The organism is Streptomyces sp. C1-1 (assembly GCF_050214755.1).
In the GTDB taxonomy this organism is placed as follows: domain Bacteria; phylum Actinomycetota; class Actinomycetes; order Streptomycetales; family Streptomycetaceae; genus Streptomyces.
The window spans coordinates 5,615,838-5,632,102 of record NZ_CP189826.1 but is presented as its reverse complement, the minus strand read 5'-3'; the positions used below and the strand labels follow the sequence as shown (position 1 = coordinate 5,632,102).

The 16,265-nt window shown below is 71.9% G+C and carries 15 protein-coding genes; 5 read left to right on the top strand and 10 right to left on the bottom strand.

Annotation, left to right across the window (positions count from 1 at the left end; translation table 11 throughout):
- Positions 1–22: 22 nt before the first annotated feature.
- The gene (locus ACQF4J_RS25845; RefSeq protein ID WP_427166878.1) at positions 23–1,327 is read right to left on the bottom strand and encodes an MFS transporter; all 1,305 of its coding nucleotides are present in this window, start codon (positions 1,325–1,327) and stop codon (positions 23–25) included.
- A 77-nt stretch (positions 1,328–1,404) separates the two neighbouring features.
- On the opposite strand from ACQF4J_RS25845, the gene ACQF4J_RS25840 reads away from it, so the two are divergent.
- Entirely contained in the window at positions 1,405–2,457 is a 1,053-nt protein-coding gene (locus ACQF4J_RS25840; protein WP_427168615.1) for a GlxA family transcriptional regulator, read from the top strand.
- 3 nt (positions 2,458–2,460) lie between these two features.
- Here the strand turns inward: ACQF4J_RS25840 and ACQF4J_RS25835 are convergent, their stop codons facing one another.
- The 3 genes from ACQF4J_RS25835 to ACQF4J_RS25825 form a co-directional block, all read right to left on the bottom strand.
- Entirely contained in the window at positions 2,461–3,510 is a 1,050-nt protein-coding gene (locus tag ACQF4J_RS25835; RefSeq protein ID WP_351560868.1) for a Zn-dependent alcohol dehydrogenase, read from the bottom strand.
- Entirely contained in the window at positions 3,510–4,658 is a 1,149-nt protein-coding gene (locus ACQF4J_RS25830) for an acyl-CoA dehydrogenase family protein (protein WP_427166877.1), read from the bottom strand. Before ACQF4J_RS25830 ends, ACQF4J_RS25835 begins: the two co-directional genes overlap by 1 nt.
- Before the next feature lie 125 nt (positions 4,659–4,783).
- Positions 4,784–5,692 (bottom strand): SDR family oxidoreductase, encoded by a 909-nt coding sequence (locus ACQF4J_RS25825; protein ID WP_351560864.1) that lies wholly within the window; start codon positions 5,690–5,692, stop codon positions 4,784–4,786.
- An 84-nt stretch (positions 5,693–5,776) separates the two neighbouring features.
- On the opposite strand from ACQF4J_RS25825, the gene ACQF4J_RS25820 reads away from it, so the two are divergent.
- Complete coding sequence (locus ACQF4J_RS25820) at positions 5,777–6,703, top strand: cyclase family protein (RefSeq protein ID WP_351560862.1); 927 nt, start codon at positions 5,777–5,779, stop codon at positions 6,701–6,703.
- Positions 6,704–7,113: 410 nt separating this feature from the next.
- Here the strand turns inward: ACQF4J_RS25820 and ACQF4J_RS25815 are convergent, their stop codons facing one another.
- The 4 genes from ACQF4J_RS25815 to ACQF4J_RS25800 form a co-directional block, all read right to left on the bottom strand.
- Entirely contained in the window at positions 7,114–7,575 is a 462-nt protein-coding gene (locus ACQF4J_RS25815; protein ID WP_351560860.1) for an ATP-binding protein, read from the bottom strand.
- Between the two features lie 499 nt (positions 7,576–8,074).
- On the bottom strand, positions 8,075–8,980 hold the full coding sequence (locus ACQF4J_RS25810; protein WP_351560859.1) for an acyl-CoA dehydrogenase: 906 nt from the start codon (positions 8,978–8,980) through the stop codon (positions 8,075–8,077).
- Positions 8,981–8,983: 3 nt separating this feature from the next.
- On the bottom strand, positions 8,984–10,117 hold the full coding sequence (locus ACQF4J_RS25805) for an acyl-CoA dehydrogenase family protein (protein ID WP_427166876.1): 1,134 nt from the start codon (positions 10,115–10,117) through the stop codon (positions 8,984–8,986).
- Entirely contained in the window at positions 10,117–11,313 is a 1,197-nt protein-coding gene (locus ACQF4J_RS25800; RefSeq protein WP_351560856.1) for an amidohydrolase family protein, read from the bottom strand. The genes ACQF4J_RS25805 and ACQF4J_RS25800 overlap by 1 nt, the downstream gene beginning before the upstream one ends.
- A gap of 99 nt (positions 11,314–11,412) precedes the next feature.
- Between ACQF4J_RS25800 and ACQF4J_RS25795 the strand changes: the two genes are divergently transcribed.
- Positions 11,413–12,930, top strand: coding sequence for a class I adenylate-forming enzyme family protein (locus tag ACQF4J_RS25795; RefSeq protein ID WP_427166875.1), 1,518 nt, complete (start codon positions 11,413–11,415; stop codon positions 12,928–12,930).
- Here the strand turns inward: ACQF4J_RS25795 and ACQF4J_RS25790 are convergent.
- Positions 12,914–13,426, bottom strand: a complete 513-nt coding sequence (locus ACQF4J_RS25790) for an EF-hand domain-containing protein (protein WP_427168614.1) — start codon at positions 13,424–13,426, stop codon at positions 12,914–12,916. The genes ACQF4J_RS25795 and ACQF4J_RS25790 overlap by 17 nt on opposite strands.
- A 157-nt stretch (positions 13,427–13,583) precedes the next feature.
- Entirely contained in the window at positions 13,584–13,964 is a 381-nt protein-coding gene (locus ACQF4J_RS25785; protein WP_351560852.1) for an STAS domain-containing protein, read from the bottom strand.
- 340 nt (positions 13,965–14,304) lie between these two features.
- On the opposite strand from ACQF4J_RS25785, the gene ACQF4J_RS25780 reads away from it, so the two are divergent.
- The gene (locus ACQF4J_RS25780; protein ID WP_351560848.1) at positions 14,305–14,871 is read left to right on the top strand and encodes a sigma-70 family RNA polymerase sigma factor; all 567 of its coding nucleotides are present in this window, start codon (positions 14,305–14,307) and stop codon (positions 14,869–14,871) included.
- Positions 14,868–16,112 carry a zf-HC2 domain-containing protein gene (locus ACQF4J_RS25775; RefSeq protein ID WP_427166874.1) on the top strand — a complete coding sequence of 415 codons (1,245 nt, stop codon included), beginning with the start codon at positions 14,868–14,870 and terminating at the stop codon, positions 16,110–16,112. The genes ACQF4J_RS25780 and ACQF4J_RS25775 overlap by 4 nt, the downstream gene beginning before the upstream one ends.
- Positions 16,113–16,265 lie beyond the last annotated feature (153 nt).

Genomic DNA, 16,265 nt, shown 5'->3' with positions numbered 1-16,265 from the left:
GAGCCGATCCGAACGACAGGCTCTAGGCCGTCGCGGCTGCCGGGACCGGCCTGCGGCGGATCACCAGCGCCATCAGTGCCGCCGCCGCGCACAGGGCGCCCGACGCGTACCAGACCATGTCGTACGAGCCGAACACGTCCCGCGCCACGCCTCCGAGGAAGGCGATGAGAGCCGCGCCGACCTGGTGGGAGGCGAGGACCCAGCCGAAGACGATCGCGCTGTCGTCGCCGTACTGCTCGCGGCACAGGGCGACGGTCGGCGGGACGGTGGCGACCCAGTCCAGGCCGTAGAAGACGATGAAGAACAGCATCGGCGGATGGACGCTGGGGGCCAGCAGCATCGGCAGGAACAGCAGGGAGATGCCACGCAGGGCGTAGTAGACGGCGAGCAGCCGGCGCGGTTCGAAGCGGTCGGTGAACCAGCCGGAGGCGATCGTGCCGACCACGTCGAAGACGCCGATCACCGCGAGCAGCGAGGCCGCCGCCTGGACGGGCATGCCGTGGTCGTGGGCGGCGGGCACGAAGTGGGTCTGCACCAGGCCGTTGGTGGAGGCGCCGCAGATCGCGAAGGTGCCGGCCAGCAGCCAGAAGGTGCCGGTGCGGGAGGCCTTCATCAGCACGCTGACCGCGCGGCGGGCGGCCCCGACCGCGGGCTCGGGCTTCGGTACGAACTCCACGGCGCCGTACGGCTTCAGGCCCACGTCCGCCGGGTGGTCGCGCAGCAGCAGCCAGACGAAGGGGACGACGGCGAGCGCCGCCAGGGCCACCGTGACGGCCGCCGGACGCCAGTCGTGCTTCTCCACGATCCAGGACAGCAGCGGGAGGAAGATCAGCTGGCCGGAGGCGGAGGCGGCGGTGAGGATGCCCGTGACCAGACCCCGGCGCTCGGTGAACCAGCGGTTGGTGACCGTCGCCGCGAAGGCGAGGGCCATCGAGCCGGAGCCGAGACCGACCAGCAGGCCCCAGCAGAGCATCAGCTGCCAGGCCGCCGTCATCCACACCGTCAGGCCGGAGCCGAGCGCGATCACGGTCAGGGCCACGGCGACGACCTTGCGGATGCCGAAGCGGTCCATCAGCGCCGCCGCGAACGGGGCGGTCAGACCGTACAGCGCGAGGTTGACGGAGACCGCGGCGCCGATCGTGCCGCGCGACCAGCCGAAGTCCTGGTGCAGGGGGTCGATGAGCAGTCCGGGAAGCGAGCGGAAGGCGGCGGCGCCGATGATCGTCACGAAGGTGACGGCGGCGACGAACCAGGCGCGGTGGACGCGACGGGATCTCTGCGGCCGGCCGGCCGCCTCGACGACAGCGGGTTCGGTTGTCTGGGTCACGCCATAGAGCATCCGGTCCGCGGTACTGCGCGACCACTGGCCCGAAGGACAGCATTCGTTAGGATCGGGCCATGGACATGGCCGTGAGCAGTGAGCCCGCCGAGCCGGAGTTCCGTCCGCACCGCGTGGTGGTCCTCGCCATGGACGGGCTGCTCCCCTTCGAGCTGGGCATCCCGCACCGCATCTTCGGGCGCCCCAAGGACGCCCTGGGGCGCCGCCTGTACGAGGTCCTGACCTGCTCGGTCCGGCCGCCCGGCCCGGTGCGCACCGACGCCGACTTCGCGATCGCGGTCGAGCACGGCCCTGAGCTGCTGGCCACCGCCGACACGGTGATCGTCCCGGCGTCGTACGAACTCGGCCCGGTCTTCGAGGAGGGCGTCCTGACCGACGAGCTGGCCGCGGCCCTCGCCCACATCCGCCCCGGCACCCGGCTCGCCTCCATCTGCACCGGCGTCTTCGTCCTCGCCGCGGCCGGCTATCTCGACGGCCGGCCGGCGACCACGCACTGGGCGGAGACCGACCAGCTGCAGCGCCTCTTCCCGAAGGTCGACGTCGACCCGAACGTCCTGTTCATCGACGACGGCGACGTCCTGACCTCGGCCGGGGTCGCGGCCGGCATCGACCTGTGCCTGCACATGGTGCGCCGCGACCACGGCACGGCCGTCGCCAACGACGTCGCCCGCCGCACCGTCGTACCGCCGCACCGCGACGGCGGCCAGGCGCAGTACATCCAGCGGCCCGTCCCGGAGCCCCGGCTCGCGACCACGCACGGGGCACGCGCCTGGGCGCTGGGCCGCCTCCACGAGCCGATCCAGCTCCGCGACATGGCGGCGCAGGAGTCCATGTCGGTACGGACCTTCACGCGCCGCTTCCGCGAGGAGGTCGGCGTCAGCCCCGGCCAGTGGCTCACCCAGCAGCGTGTGGAGCGCGCCCGCCAGCTCCTGGAGACGACCGGCCTGTCCATGGACCGGATCGCCCACGACGCCGGGTTCGGCACGGCCCAGTCGATGCGCCAGCATCTGCAGACGGCGCTCGGGGTCACCCCGACCGCCTACCGCCGCACCTTCCGCGCCACGAACACGGGAGGCGACGGCGAGCCCGAGGCCGCCGTGGCCCTGGAGCCGGCCTGACGCTCAGAAGGTCAGTACCGCCCTCGCCACCCGGCCGGCCTCGGCGTCGCCCACCGCCTTCTCGAAGTCCTCCAGGGGATAGGTGGCGGTCACCAGCTCGTCCAGCATCAGGCGGCCCTGCCGGTAGAGCTCGGCGTACAGCGGGATGTCGCGCTGCGGCCGGGAGGAGCCGTACCGGCAGCCGAGGATCGACTTGTCCAGGAACATCGAGGAGACGAGGAAGGACGCCTCCGCCTTGGCGGGCGCCGTGCCGAGCAGGACGGCCTGGCCGTGACGGTCGAGGAGGTCGACGGCCTGCCGGACCAGTTCGACGCGTCCGACGCACTCGAAGGCGTGGTCGACCCCGTGGGGCAGGATGTCCCGCACCCCGTCCGTGGAGGTCAGGAAGTCGGTGGCGCCGAACTGCCGCGCCACGGCCTCCTTCGCCGGGTTCGCGTCGACCGCGACGATCCGCGACGCCCCCGCGATCCGTGCCCCCTGCAGGACGTTCAGCCCGATGCCGCCGGTACCGATGACGAGAACGGACTCCCCGCGGTCCACGCGCGCCCGGTTCAGGACGGCGCCCACCCCGGTCAGCACCCCGCAGCCGATGAGGGCGGCGGACGGCATCGGGATGTCCTTCGGGATGCGTACCGCCTGCACGGCCTTCACCACCGTCGACTCCGCGAAGGCGGAGTTGGACGCGAACTGGTACACCGCCTTCCCGCCCCGCGCGAAGGGCTTCCCCGGCCGCCCGATCGCCTGCCGGCACATCGTCGGCCGCCCCCGGTCGCAGTCCGCGCACGTGCCGCAGTTGGCCAGCGTGGACAGCGCCACATGGTCCCCGGCCGCGACATGGGTGACCCCTGCGCCGACGGCCTCCACCACCCCCGCCCCCTCGTGCCCCAGCACCACCGGGACGGGGAAGGGGATGGTCCCGTCCACCACGGAGAGGTCGCTGTGGCACAGCCCGGCCGCCGACAGCGCGACCCGCACCTCGCCCGGCCCCGGGTCCCGCACCTCGAGGTCGTCCACGACCTCGACCCGCTTCCCGTCGAACACCACTGCGCGCATCAGACGACCCCCTTGGGCTCCCTCGGCAGGCCGAGCACGCGCTCGGCGATGATCGTGCGCTGGACCTGGTCGGAGCCGCCGTAGATCGTGTCGGCCCGGGAGAACAGGAACAGCTGCTGGTCGCGGTCGATCTCGTACGGCGCCTCGGGCGCCCAGTCCCGCGGCCCGGCGGACGCCTCCGCCCCGCGCACCAGCACCGCCAGCTCTCCCAGCCGCTGGTGCCAGTTCGCCCACAGCAGCTTGGACACGCTCGGCGCACCGGCGTCGCCGGAGCCGCCGAGGGTGCGCAGCGCGTTCCAGCGCATGGCGCGCAGCTCGGCCCACTGCTGCACGAGCGCGGCGCGTACGACGGGGTCGTCGGCGGCGCCGGTGCGCACGGCCGTCCGCACCACCCGCGTCAACTCCTGGGCGAAGCCGATCTGCTGGGCCAGGGTGGACACCCCCCGTTCGAACCCGAGGAGGCTCATCGCGACCCGCCAGCCCTGCCCCTCCGCGCCGACGACGTGCTCCGCACGCGCGTGTGCCCCGTCGAAGAAGACCTCGTTGAACTCGCTCGTGCCGGTCATCTGCCGGATCGGCCGTACTTCGATCCGCCCCGGCTGGTCCATCGGGACGAGCAGGAAGGTCAGCCCGTGGTGCCGGCGCGACCCGGCCTGCGTGCGCGCCAGGACGAAACACCAGTCCGCCTCTTGCGCCAGCGACGTCCAGATCTTCTGCCCGGAGATCCGGTAGCCCTCCCCCTCGCGTACGGCGGCGGTCCGCACCCCGGCCAGGTCGGACCCGGCGTTCGGCTCGCTGTACCCCTGGCACCACAGCTCGTCCCCGGCGGCGATCGGCGGCAGGAAACGCGCCTTCTGCGCGTCGGTGCCGTGCGCGACGAGGGTGGGCGCGAGCAGGTTCTCCCCGATGTGCCCGGAGCGGGGCGGCGCCCCCGACCGCGCGTACTCCTCGGCCCAGGCGACCTGCTGGGTGAGGGTGGCGGTGCGATTGCCGTATCCGCCTTCCGGCCAACCGAGCCCGATCCACCCGGCTTTGCCGAGGGTGCGCTCCCAGGCCCGACGGTCCGGATCGGGTCCGACGTGCTCGCACAGCCACGCCCGAGCCTCGGCCCGGAACACCTCGTCCTCGACACTGAACCCAAAGTCCACGGACCTCTCCTCACAAGAAGGCGGGTTGCTCCTGATGCCGGGCGACTCGACGCACCCAGGGGCGCGGGGAACTGCGCTACGAGCCACGGACAACCCGCACCCGCCCGCACACCGAACCCCTCGAACTATTGGGCGTTCGGCCTGTCCCCCCTCGCTGCGGCCCTCTCCATCGCCTCCAACTGCGCAAGCATCGGCATCGGATCCACCCCCACCGACCCCGGCAGAAACTCCGCGATCGTCTCCGGCGTCCACCCGCCGGAGGCGTACGCCGCCCGCAGCTCCCTCGGCTGCGCCCACACCGCCAGCTTCGGCCCGGCGATCGTGTACACCTGCCCGGTGATCTCCTGCGCGCGGTCCGACAGCAGATAGACGACGAGGGCAGCCACGTCCTCCGGCTCCCCGATCTCGGCGAGCTCCATGGGCACGTTGGCCGACATCCGGGTACGGGCGACCGGCGCGACCGCGTTGGCGGTCACCCCGTACTTGTGCAGGCCCAGCGCCGCGCTGCGGACGAGCGAGATGATCCCGCCCTTGGCCGCGCTGTAGTTGGCCTGTGACACCGACCCCTGGTGGTTGCCGCTGGTGAACCCGATCAGCGTCCCCGACCGCTGCCTGCGCATCACCGCGGACGCCGCCCGGAAGACCGTGAACGTGCCTTTCAGATGGGTGGCGAGGACCGGGTCCCACTCCTCCTCGGACATGTTGAACAGCATCCGCTCCCGCAGGATCCCGGCGACGCACACGACCCCGTCGAGCCGCCCGTACGAGGACAGCGCGGTGTCGACGATCCGCTGCCCGCCGGCCATCGTGGACACGTCGTCGGCGACCGCGACCGCTTCCCCGCCCGCGGCCTCGACCTCCTTGACCACGCCCTCGGCGACCTCGCTCGTGGGGGACTCCCCCGCGACCGAGACGCCGTAGTCGTTGACGACCACCCGCGCCCCCTCGGCGGCGGCGGCCAGTGCGACGGCCCGTCCGATACCCCGCCCGGCCCCGGTCACGGCGATCACCTTGCCTGCCAAGAAGTTCCCCACACCCGGCCCCTTCCCGCGGTTTCTGACGGACCGTTAGATTTTATGTCCCGTCAGATGCCTGGAGACAAGCCCCGGGGAGAGCCGATGTCGTTGCCGGCCGAGTTCCACGAGATCGCCAAGCGCGTGAACAACTGGGGGCGTTGGGGGGCCGACGACGAGATCGGCACGCTCAACCTGATCACCGACGAGGTCGTCCGCGAGGCGACCGCGACCGTGCGCAGCGGCCGCCGGGTCCCGCTCGCCCTGCCTCTGGAACAGAACGGCGTGCAGAGCGGGTTGATCCCGGGCCGGATCAACCCGCTGCACGCCATGGTGCAGATCAACCAGGAGCTGTTCGGCCCGGGGACGGTCGCGTGCAGCGACGACATCGTGACCATGGGCCTGCAGGCGGCCACCCACTGGGATGCCCTCACCCACGTCTCGCACTCGGGCCGGCTCTACAACGGCCGCCCGGCCGAGGCCATCACCGCGCACGGCGGCGCGGAGTTCGGCGGCATCGACAAGGCGCGGCACGTGGTCTCGCGCGGGGTGCTGCTGGACGTGGCCCGGGCGCTCGGCAGGGACCGGCTCGACGGCTCGCACGCGGTCACGCCGGAGGATTTGGAGGCCGCCGAGGACCTCGCCGGTACGCGGGTGCGCGCCGGCGACGTGGTGCTCGTACGGACCGGGCAGATCCAGGTGTATCTCGCCGGGGACCGGGACGGGTACGGCTATCCGTCGCCCGGGCTGTCCGTCCGCACTCCGGAGTGGTTCCACGCGCGCGACGTGGCCGCCGTCGCCGATGACACCCTGACGTTCGAGATCTTCCCGCCCGAGATCGAGGACCTGTGGCTGCCCGTGCACGCGCTCGACCTGGTGGAGATGGGGATGCTGCAGGGCCAGAACTGGAATCTCGAAGAACTGTCCACAGCCTGTGGAGAGAGCGGGCGGTACGCGTTCCTGCTCTCGGCGATGCCCGAGCCCTTCGTCGGCGCGACGGGGACCCCGGTGGCTCCCGTGGCCGTTCTGTAGGAGTGCACCCTCCGGCGGGAGGCGTCGTCTGGCGGCGCGGCTTCCCCAACCGCCCCGAGCGCGGCATACGCGCCGCCATCCGACCCCGGCGTACCCGCCCCAGCCCTCTGGCCCTGAACCCTCAAGAGCTGACGCCGACTCACGACCCGCACTCGACGAGGACCTCCGTCACCGAAACCCTCGCCGTCCCCTCGCGGCGAATCGCTGACCACCAGCGTGTTCATCCGGTCACGGCGCGTCAACACCCATACGGAGATTTATCACTTACGCCCTATTTGCAGCGCCCGCGCACGGGTGCACGGCCCCGGCGCATCGCACCGCGCGGGACCTGGGACGGCAGGATTTCTGCAACCGCGCATCGGACATGACGACAACCGGCCACACGGCCGCGCAAGGTGCGCCTCCAACGGTCACACCGTCTCGAACGCCAGCCCCTCGAAGGCCGAGACGCCGCCCAGGCAGCTCGCGGCGTCCCCGCGCGGCCGGTCGCAGCGGTCGAGTTCGCACCAGATGCGCTTGCCGGCCCCCTCGGGATTCCAGCCCCAGCGGTCGGCGAGGCCGTCGACGAGGGCGAGCCCGCGCCCGCCGGTCGCGTCGCCGTCCGCACACCGGGGCACCGGGGCCCGGTCGCTGGCGTCGGCGACCTCGAGGCGGACGATGGACGGCTCGGCCGCCCCCTCGGGCAGGCTCAGCCGCAGCACGGCCGGACACCCGGTGTGCACCACGGCGTTGGTGACCAGTTCGGAGACGAGCAGGATCAGCGTCTCGGCGAGCGGCTCGTCGGCCGCTATCCCGGACACGGCGAGGCGCGAACGGGTCCACCTCCGGGCTCGCCCCACTTCAGTGGGGTCGGGCCGGATATCCAGCTGCACTTGAAGCACCTGCACCGCTCACACCATCCGAACCGGCGGACACATGACCTCATGCCGCGCGAGCCTTGCCAGAGGCACCGCGGCGAGGGCCACGATCGTAGCCATTTTCTGCATGACCAGAACAACAGCCGACACAGAGCCCAGGGCAGGGGTCACGGAACGTGAATCCCTTGCACGACAGCATGGTTGACGTACAGTCACCTCAACAAGCGCTTCGGGCATATTCCAGCGCGAAGGAGTACCCGTGCGGCATACTGTGCGACGCTCCCTGCGAGGAGTCGAACAGGCCGTATCAGGAGCCGCCCCGGGGGCGACACCGGTACGGATCGCGCCCGGAACCACTCGCATCCCACAGAAGGTACCGGAGCGCGTCGCCGACTCCGGGGCGTGACGGGTCACACCTAGGACACAACCCGGTATCAACGCTCCGTGATTCCGGTGTGCCACGATCCGCGACATCCGCGCGGCCGCCCGACGCGAAGCCGCAGGCCCGACCTGTTCATGCCACGAGGTCGGCCGCGAGCAGCTCCTCACTCTCCGTCCCGCCACCGCCACGTGCCGAGCGCACCCACGCCCGCTTCAGCAGCAGATGCACCTCGCACTCCCAGGTGAAGCCCATGCCGCCGTGCACCTGAAGGCAGTCGCGGGCGCCCTGAACGGCGGCCTCGTCGGCCAGCAGCCGGGCCGCGGCGATGTCGGCCCGGTCGGCGGTGACGGCGGCCGCGTAGACGGCGGCGCGGGCCACCTCGGCGCGCACCAGCATCTGCGCGCACAGGTGCTTGACCGCCTGGAAGGCCCCGATGGGCTGCCCGAACTGCTCACGCGTCCGGGCGTGTTGCACCGCCAGTTCGCAGGCGCGTGTGGCGGTCCCGAGCTGCTCGGCGGCGGTGAGGAGGACGGCGACGGGGTCGGGCGGGGCGGGCGCCGGAACGCGGTGCAGCGGCGTGAGCGGATCCACCGACCTCAGCGGTACGGCCCCCTCGGCGCCGGGCCGCACGACGTCCGCCTCGTCCAGCCACTCCACGATCCTCCCGTCGGCGGCGGCCACGACCGTCTCGCCGGTGGCCGCTCCGGCCACTTCCCCGGCCGCGAGATGGGTGGCGACGAGCGGCCCGGGCACCAACGCCCGCCCGGCCTCCTCGAACGCCAATACGGCCTCGGGAAGCCCGAGTCCGGCCCCACCATCGGGCTCGGACAACCGCAGAGAGAAGAACCCGAGCTCCCCGAGAGCCCGCCACAGGCCCCGGTCCAGACGGGGCTGAGAGCCGCCGGGTCCTGGAGCACCGCTCAGGGGCACGGGGAACTGCGCGACCGGCCACGACGATCCCGCAGACGGCCGGCGACCGATCACGGCTCGCACCGCGTCCCGCAACGCCCGCTGTTCCGCGGTCAGTTGAAACCGCACAGCTCACCTCCCCTTCGGCAGCCCCAGAATCCGCTCAGCGACGATGTTCCGCTGAATCTGCGACGTACCCGCCGCGATGGTGTACGACAGCGACGACAGCCGGTCGAGCATCCAGGGCGAGTCCAGGTCCAGTGACCCCGGCCCCAAGACGTCCGCAGCGACGTCGTACAACGACTGCCGCGCATGCGAATACCGCAACTTGAAGACCGACCCCCCAACCCCCGGCACACCCCCACTGGCCTCCGCCTCGCTCACATTCCACTGAGTCAGCCGCCACAACGCCCGGAACTCGGCGTTCAGCCTGCCCAGTTGCCGCCGGAGCACGGGATCGTCCCAGCGCCCGTTCCGCCGTGCCTCCGCGGCCAGTTCGCCCAGCACACGCCGACAGGCGACGACCTCTCCGACGAACGCCGTGCCGCGTTCGAAGGAGAGCGTCACCATCGTCACGCGCCAGCCGTCGTTCTCCTCCCCGACCCGGTTGCCGACGGGCACCCGTACGTCGTCGAGGAACATCTCGGCGAACTCGGCCGACCCGGCGAGGGTCCGCAGCGGCCGCACGGTGATGCCGGGGGCGTCCATGGGCATGGCCAGCCAGCTGATGCCCTTGTGCCTGGGGGCGTCCGGGTCGGTGCGCACCAGCAGTTCGCACCAGTCGGCCACCTCGGCGTGGGAGGTCCAGATCTTGGACCCGCTGACCACGTAGTCGTCGCCGTCCCTGCGCGCGCGGGTGCGCAGCGCCGCGAGGTCGGAGCCGGCTTCGGGCTCGCTGAAGCCCTGGCACCAGACCTCTTCGCCGCGCAGGACCGGCGGCAGCCAGCGGGCCCGCTGCTCCGGTGTGCCCTCGGCCGCGATGGTGGGTCCGGCGTGCAGCAGCCCCACGAAGTTCGCGCCGACATAGGGCGCGCCCGCCTTCTCGGTCTCCTCCAGGAAGATCAGCCGGACGCTCGGGGTGCCCTCCCAGTGGACGTCGGCGTACCCGGCGTCGTGGAGCATCCGCTGCCAGCCGAGGTCGTAGGCCCGGCGCCCGGGCCAGTCGCCCTGGGACGGCTTCGGCGGCAGGGTCGGCAGCGCCTTGCCGAGCCACTCCCGCAGCCGCGCCCGGAACTCCTCCTCCTCGGGGGTGTACGACAGATCCACTAGCGGTCCAGGTCGAGATCGAGCATGCGGATCGCGTTGCCCCGCATCAGCTTGTAGACGGTCTCGTCGTCGAGGCCCTTCACATGGTCGAGGGCGATCTCCTTGGTGTGCGGGAAGGTCGAGTCGACGTGCGGGTAGTCGGTCTCGAAGGTGGCGTTGTCGCGGCCGACCGCGTCCAGGGACGCCACCCCGTGCTTGTCCCGGAAGAAGCAGCAGAACATCTGCCGGTAGTAGTACGTGGACGGCGGCTCCGGGATCAGGTCGCGCACGCCGCCCCAGGCGCGGTGCTCCTCCCAGACGTCGTCGGCGCGTTCCAGGGCGTACGGGATCCAGCCCATCTGCCCCTCGGAGTAGGCGAGTTTGAGGCTGGGAAAGCGCACCAGCACCCCGCTGAAGAGAAAGTCCATCATCGAGGCCATGGCGTTGTTGAAGCTGAGGGAGGCCTGGACGGCCGGCGGGGCGTCCGGGGACGCGGCCGGCATCTGGGACGACGACCCGATGTGCATGTTGACGACCGTGCCGGTCTCCTGGCACACGGCGAAGAACGGGTCCCAGTAACCGGAGTGGATGGACGGCAGGCCCAGGTAGGTGGGGATCTCGGAGAACGTCACCGCCTTCACCCCGCGCGCGGCGTTGCGCCGGATCTCCGCGACCGCGAGCGTCACGTCCCACAGCGGGATCAGGCAGAGCGGGATGAGCCGTCCGCCGCTGTCCCCGCACCACTCCTCGACCATCCAGTCGTTGTAGGCGCGCACGCAGGCCAGCGCGACCTCCTTGTCGTGCGCCTCGGCGAAGGTCTGTCCGCAGAAGCGGGGGAAGGAGGGGAAGCACAGGGAGGCCTCGACGTGGTTGAGGTCCATGTCCTCCAGGCGGGCCTTGGGGTCCCAGCAGCCGCGCCGCATCTCCTCGCGGGTGATGCCCTCCAGGGTCATCTCGTCGCGGTCGAAGCCGACGGCGGCGATGTTGCGTTTGTACGGGAACTTCAGGTCCTCGTAGATCCACCAGTCGGTCGGCGGGCCGTCCGGGTCCATCGTGATCTGGTACTTGCCGCCGACGTAGGCGAGTTCGCCGATGCCGGCGGTCAGGGCCTGCGGGCCGCGGTCGCGGTACTTCTCCGGCAGCCAGGTGTCGAAGAGGTGCGCGGGCTCGATCACGTGGTCGTCGACGCTGATGATGCGGGGCAGTTCGGTGTCCATGGTCCCCTCCGCCGGACGGTGTTTCCCTGACAGGCGCTATCTGATGGGTCGTCAGATAGCATGTCACCTGACGAGTCGTCAGCCAAGCAGGGGGCACCCGTGAACGAGACCCCGCACTCCCTGAGCTCCGCCCGGACCCTGTGGGACCTGGTCGTCCGCCGCGCCGGCCTCACCCCCGACCGCCCGGTCCTCCTCCAGGACGACCGCTCCCTGACCTTCGGGGAACTGCGCACGCGTGCCGAGCGCGTGGCGGCCGGTCTGTACGACATGGGCGTGCGCCCCGGCACGGTGGTCGCCTGGCAGCTGCCCACCCGTATCGAGACCGCGCTGCTGTCCTTCGCGCTGGCCCGCCTGGGCGCCATACAGACACCGGTCATCCCCTTCTACCGGGACCGAGAGGTGGGCTTCGCACTGAGGGAGTCGAAGGCGGAGTTCTTCGCGGTGCCGGGGACCTGGCGGGGCTTCGACCACACGGAGATGGCACGGCGGCTGGGCGCGAAGGGAGTCTTCGAGGCGTACGACGGCCTCCCGGAGGGCGACCCGGCCGTACTGCCCCCACCGCCCGCCGAGGGCACCTCGGTCCGCTGGATCTACTGGACCTCGGGGACGACGTCGGACCCCAAGGGCGTACTGCACACGGACCGTTCACTGATCGCAGGCGGCTCCTGCCTCGCCCACGCGCTGCGCCTGTCGGCCGACGACGTCGGCTCGATGGCCTTCCCCTACGCCCACATAGCCGGGCCGGACTACACGGTGATGCTGCTGCTGTACGGCTTCCCGGCGGTGATGTTCGAGCAGTTCGCGCTGCCGGACGCGCTGGAGGGCTACCGCAGGCACGGCGTGACGGTGGCCGGCGGGTCCACGGCGTTCTACTCGATGTTCCTCGCCGAACAGCGCAAGCAGCCGGACACCAAGGTCATTCCCTCGCTACGGCTGCTCGCGGGCGGCGGCGCCCCTAAGCCGCCGGAGGTGTACCACGCCGTCGTACGCGAGATGGGCGTGCAGCTCACCCACGGGTACGGCATGACCGAGGTGCCGATGATCACCATGGGCGACCCGGAGGACAGCGTGGAGAACCTGGCGACGACCGAGGGGCGGCCGCCGGAGGGCATGGAGATACGGATCGTCGACGGGGAGGTGCGGCTGCGCGGAGAGGCCGTCTGCCAGGGCTACCTGGATCCGGCGCAGACCGCTCAGGCCTTCGACGGGGAAGGGTTCCTGCGCACCGGGGACCTGGGGTTCGTGAAGGACAGCGGGCACCTGGTGCTCACCGGCCGGCTCAAGGACGTCATCATCCGCAAGGGCGAGAACATCTCGGCCAAGGAGATCGAGGACCTGCTGGCCGCGCATCCGGCCGTCGGGGACGTCGCGGTGATCGGGCTGCCGGACGCCGAGCGCGGGGAACGGGTGTGCGCGGTGGTGGAACAGCCGCCGGGCTCAGCGCGGTTGACCCTGGACGCGGTGACGTCGTACCTGCGCGCGGAAGGGCTGTCGGTGCACAAGCTGCCGGAGCAGCTGGAGGTCGTGGACGCCCTTCCGCGCAATGACACCTTGCGCAAGGTCCTCAAGTACAAACTGCGCGAGCGCTATGCGGACGGCACTATTCGGGGACGGTGAAGTAGCGGGCGAACGCGGCCACGATCTCCGCCTCCCCGACCCTGCCGTCGCCGTCGGTGTCGAGCGTGGCGGCGGCCGCCCGGGCGACCTCCGCGTCCGCCCCCAGAACCCGCAGCACGCGCACGGTGTCCGCGACGGTGGCCGCCCGGTCGCCGTCGGAGTCGGCGAGGTCGAGGGCCGCGTGCAGGAAGGGGCGGGCGATCTCGGCGAACCGCTCGGGGTTGTCGCGCAGCCGCTTGACCGCGCCCGTGACGAACTCCTCGCGCGTGATGCGCTGGTCGCCGTCCCGGTCCGCGATCCCGGCCATGCCCTGCCAGAAGGCCTCGGCGCCCGCGTACAGCGCCTGCCCCTTGTCGGAACGGGCCGCGACACCGAACTCGGTGAGCAGCGCCTTGGCCGCCACGTTGAAGTCCTCGCGGTCGATGTAGCCGTTGCCGTCCTGGTCGAAGGTGGCGAACCGGGCGGCGATCCTGCGCTCGTACTCGCTGCTGACCATGTTCTCGAGCCGCCTCACGTCACGTCGGGGTGTTCCTGGACCGGAGCGTACGACGCGTCGGCGCGTCCGGGCGCGCGAAAGCGACGCTTGTGCCAGGACCGGGGGAATTCTGGGACAACTGTGTGGCAGAGGAGCGGGGCATCCCCCAGGGGCGCCGCTACGCCGACAGTGGTCCGGCCTCCTCGGCGACGGCCTCGTCCAGGTCGGCGTACACGTCGAACAGCCTGCGCACGCCGAGCGCGCCGAGGACCCGGTTGACGTGCGAGCCTTCGACCGCGCCCCGCGCGGGGAGAATCAGCCGCAGGCTGCCCTGGCAGGAGCGGATCAGCCGGCGGGCGGCTATGAGCACGCCGACGCCGCTGGAGTCGCAGAAGAAGACCTCCGAGAGGTCGAGGACGAGACTGTGGCGGCCGTCGGCCACCGCGTCGTGCACCCGCTGACGCAGTGCGGGGGACGTCACCAGGTCCAGCTCGCCCGACACACTGAGCACGGTCCATTCGCCCTGCTCGTCGCCGGTCACATAGAACGCCACCACCATGCCCTTCGTTCGCCGGAACCCCCGCCAAAACGGAAGCCATTCCTACGCTTCCTCGCAGCGCGGCTGCCCAGCGGCCGTTCCCTGAAACACATCAGGAGAAACGGAAACCGATCGAAAGAGGCTTGTTTTTGTCTGCTTCGATCCTGTTCGATCAGGTCGGGACAGATCTGATCGGAGAATGGTGAGGCGTGGACGAAGGTCCACTATCACCTGGCGCTTCCATGGGGGCGCGCATTGCCACAAAGGGGCGTGCGCTGTCAGAGGTGCCGACTACATTCGTGGAGACGGTGGACGCAGGCTGGACGAGAGCGCGGGCCGACGGACAGGGTGAGGGGACCGCATGGCGAAGAAGGACGCACCGCCTCGCTGGGACCGCAAGATGCAGCAGCGGCTGGCACGCGGTGAGGCGGCCGCCCTCGGCGAGCTCTACGACCGTTTCGCCTCGCTCGTGCACGGCCTGGCCCACCGCGTCCTCGGCGACGAGCGGGCCGCCGACCACATCACCCGGGACGTCTTCGCCCACGTCTGGGAGCACCCCGAGACCTACGACCCCAAGCAGGGCCCACTGCGCTCCTGGGTCGCCACGCTGACCCACCGCCTCGCCGTGCAGCGGCTGCGCGCCACCGAGACCGCCGCCCTCGCCCGGGGCGGCTCCGCCGAGGAACTGGAGCGCAAGGTCCGCCGCGCCTCGGTCGCCGCCCGCGCCGACTACATCGTCACCTCCATGCCCTCCCCGCTGCGCGCCGCGCTGGACCTGGCCTACTTCCAGCGCCGTGACTACCGCCAGACCGCCGCCGACCTCGGCGTCACCGAGGACGAGGCCCGCCGCCGCCTCCGCCTCGGCCTCCAGCTGCTGTCCACCGCCCACGACGCGGGCGCTCCGCCCGGCTACGGGGGTGCGGTGTGAGCGGCTTCGAGGCCTTCGGCGAACAGCGCGAGCCCGAGCCCCCGCCGCGCATACCCATGCCCCGGTCCTCCGTCGAGGACGGCGGCCGGCCGCTGCCCGCTCCGCGGGAGCAAGCGCCGGGCCCGCTCGTCCTGGAGCACCACGTCCTGAAGTCCCTGCTCGGGGCGTGGGCCCTGGCCGCCTGCTCGGCGGAGGAGACGGCGGCAGTCGAGGAGCACCTGGGCGGCTGCGGCCCCTGCGCGGAGGAGGCGCTGCGGCTGCGCGACGCGGTGGGCCTGCTGCACCCGCCGGAGAGCCTCGACCTGGACCCGGCCCTGCGCACCCGTGTCCTGCAGGGCTGCCTCGACCGGCGCCCGCCGCGCATCCCGGTGCCGGACTGGGCCACCCCGTACGACGCGGAGACGGCCCGGCTCGACGCCCTGCTGCAGGACATAGGCGACGCCGAGTGGCACGCGCCCGTGCGGCTGCGCTGGTTCGACGGCGAGGCTCCGGCCGGCCGCCGTACGACCGTCGCCGGTGTCATCTCCCACCTCCTCTGCGTCGACGGCCTGGTCGCGGTCGCGCTCGGCCTCGACGACCCGCTGGGCGACTGCGTGGCGGACGGTCCCGGGCCGGCGTCCCGCACCGAGGCGCTCTGGCGCAGCTCCCCCTCCCCGCCCACGCGCGCGGTCCGGGGGCCCTGGCGTGAGCAGAGCCACGACCTGGTGCGCACGGTGTCCTTCACCGGCGGCTCCGGTTCGGGGCGGCTGGCGGTCTCCTACGGCGACTTCGAGCTGCCCCTGCACGACGCGATGCTGGACCGGGCGTTCGAGTGCTGGGTGCACGCGGAGGACATCGCCGATGCGGTCGACTACCCGTACGAGCCGCCCGCGCCCCGGCATCTGCACCGCATGATCGATCTGGCGGCGCGCATGCTTCCCCTCGTGCTGGCGGGGCGGCGGCAGGAAGGTCTCGCGTCGCCTGTCCGCGGGCGGCACCTCGGCGTGGCCGGCGGCCCCGGACGGAGCCTGCGGCTGGAGATCGAGGGCCTCGGCGGTGGCGAGTGGCTGATCCCGCTGGACTCACCGGCGGCGGAGGCGTCGTCCGAGCACGAGGTGGCCCATGTCGCCCTGGACGGCGTGGAGTTCTGCAGGCTGGCGGCCGGCCATGTGCCGCCGGAGGAGGCGGCCGCGGGACAGGTCGGCGACCGCGAGGCGATCAGGGACGTACTGTTCGCGGCGGCGGCGCTGAGCAGGATGTGAGGGCGGGTTCCGGTCCACCGGCGGGTGCGGGTGCGTGGGGGCTGGTCGCGCAGTTCCCCGCGCCCCTTGAAGACCTGCGGTGGACGCACCTCAGGGGCGCGGGGAACTGCGCGACCAGCCACGAACCACCCGCAGCCGCCCCGCCCCCGAGCT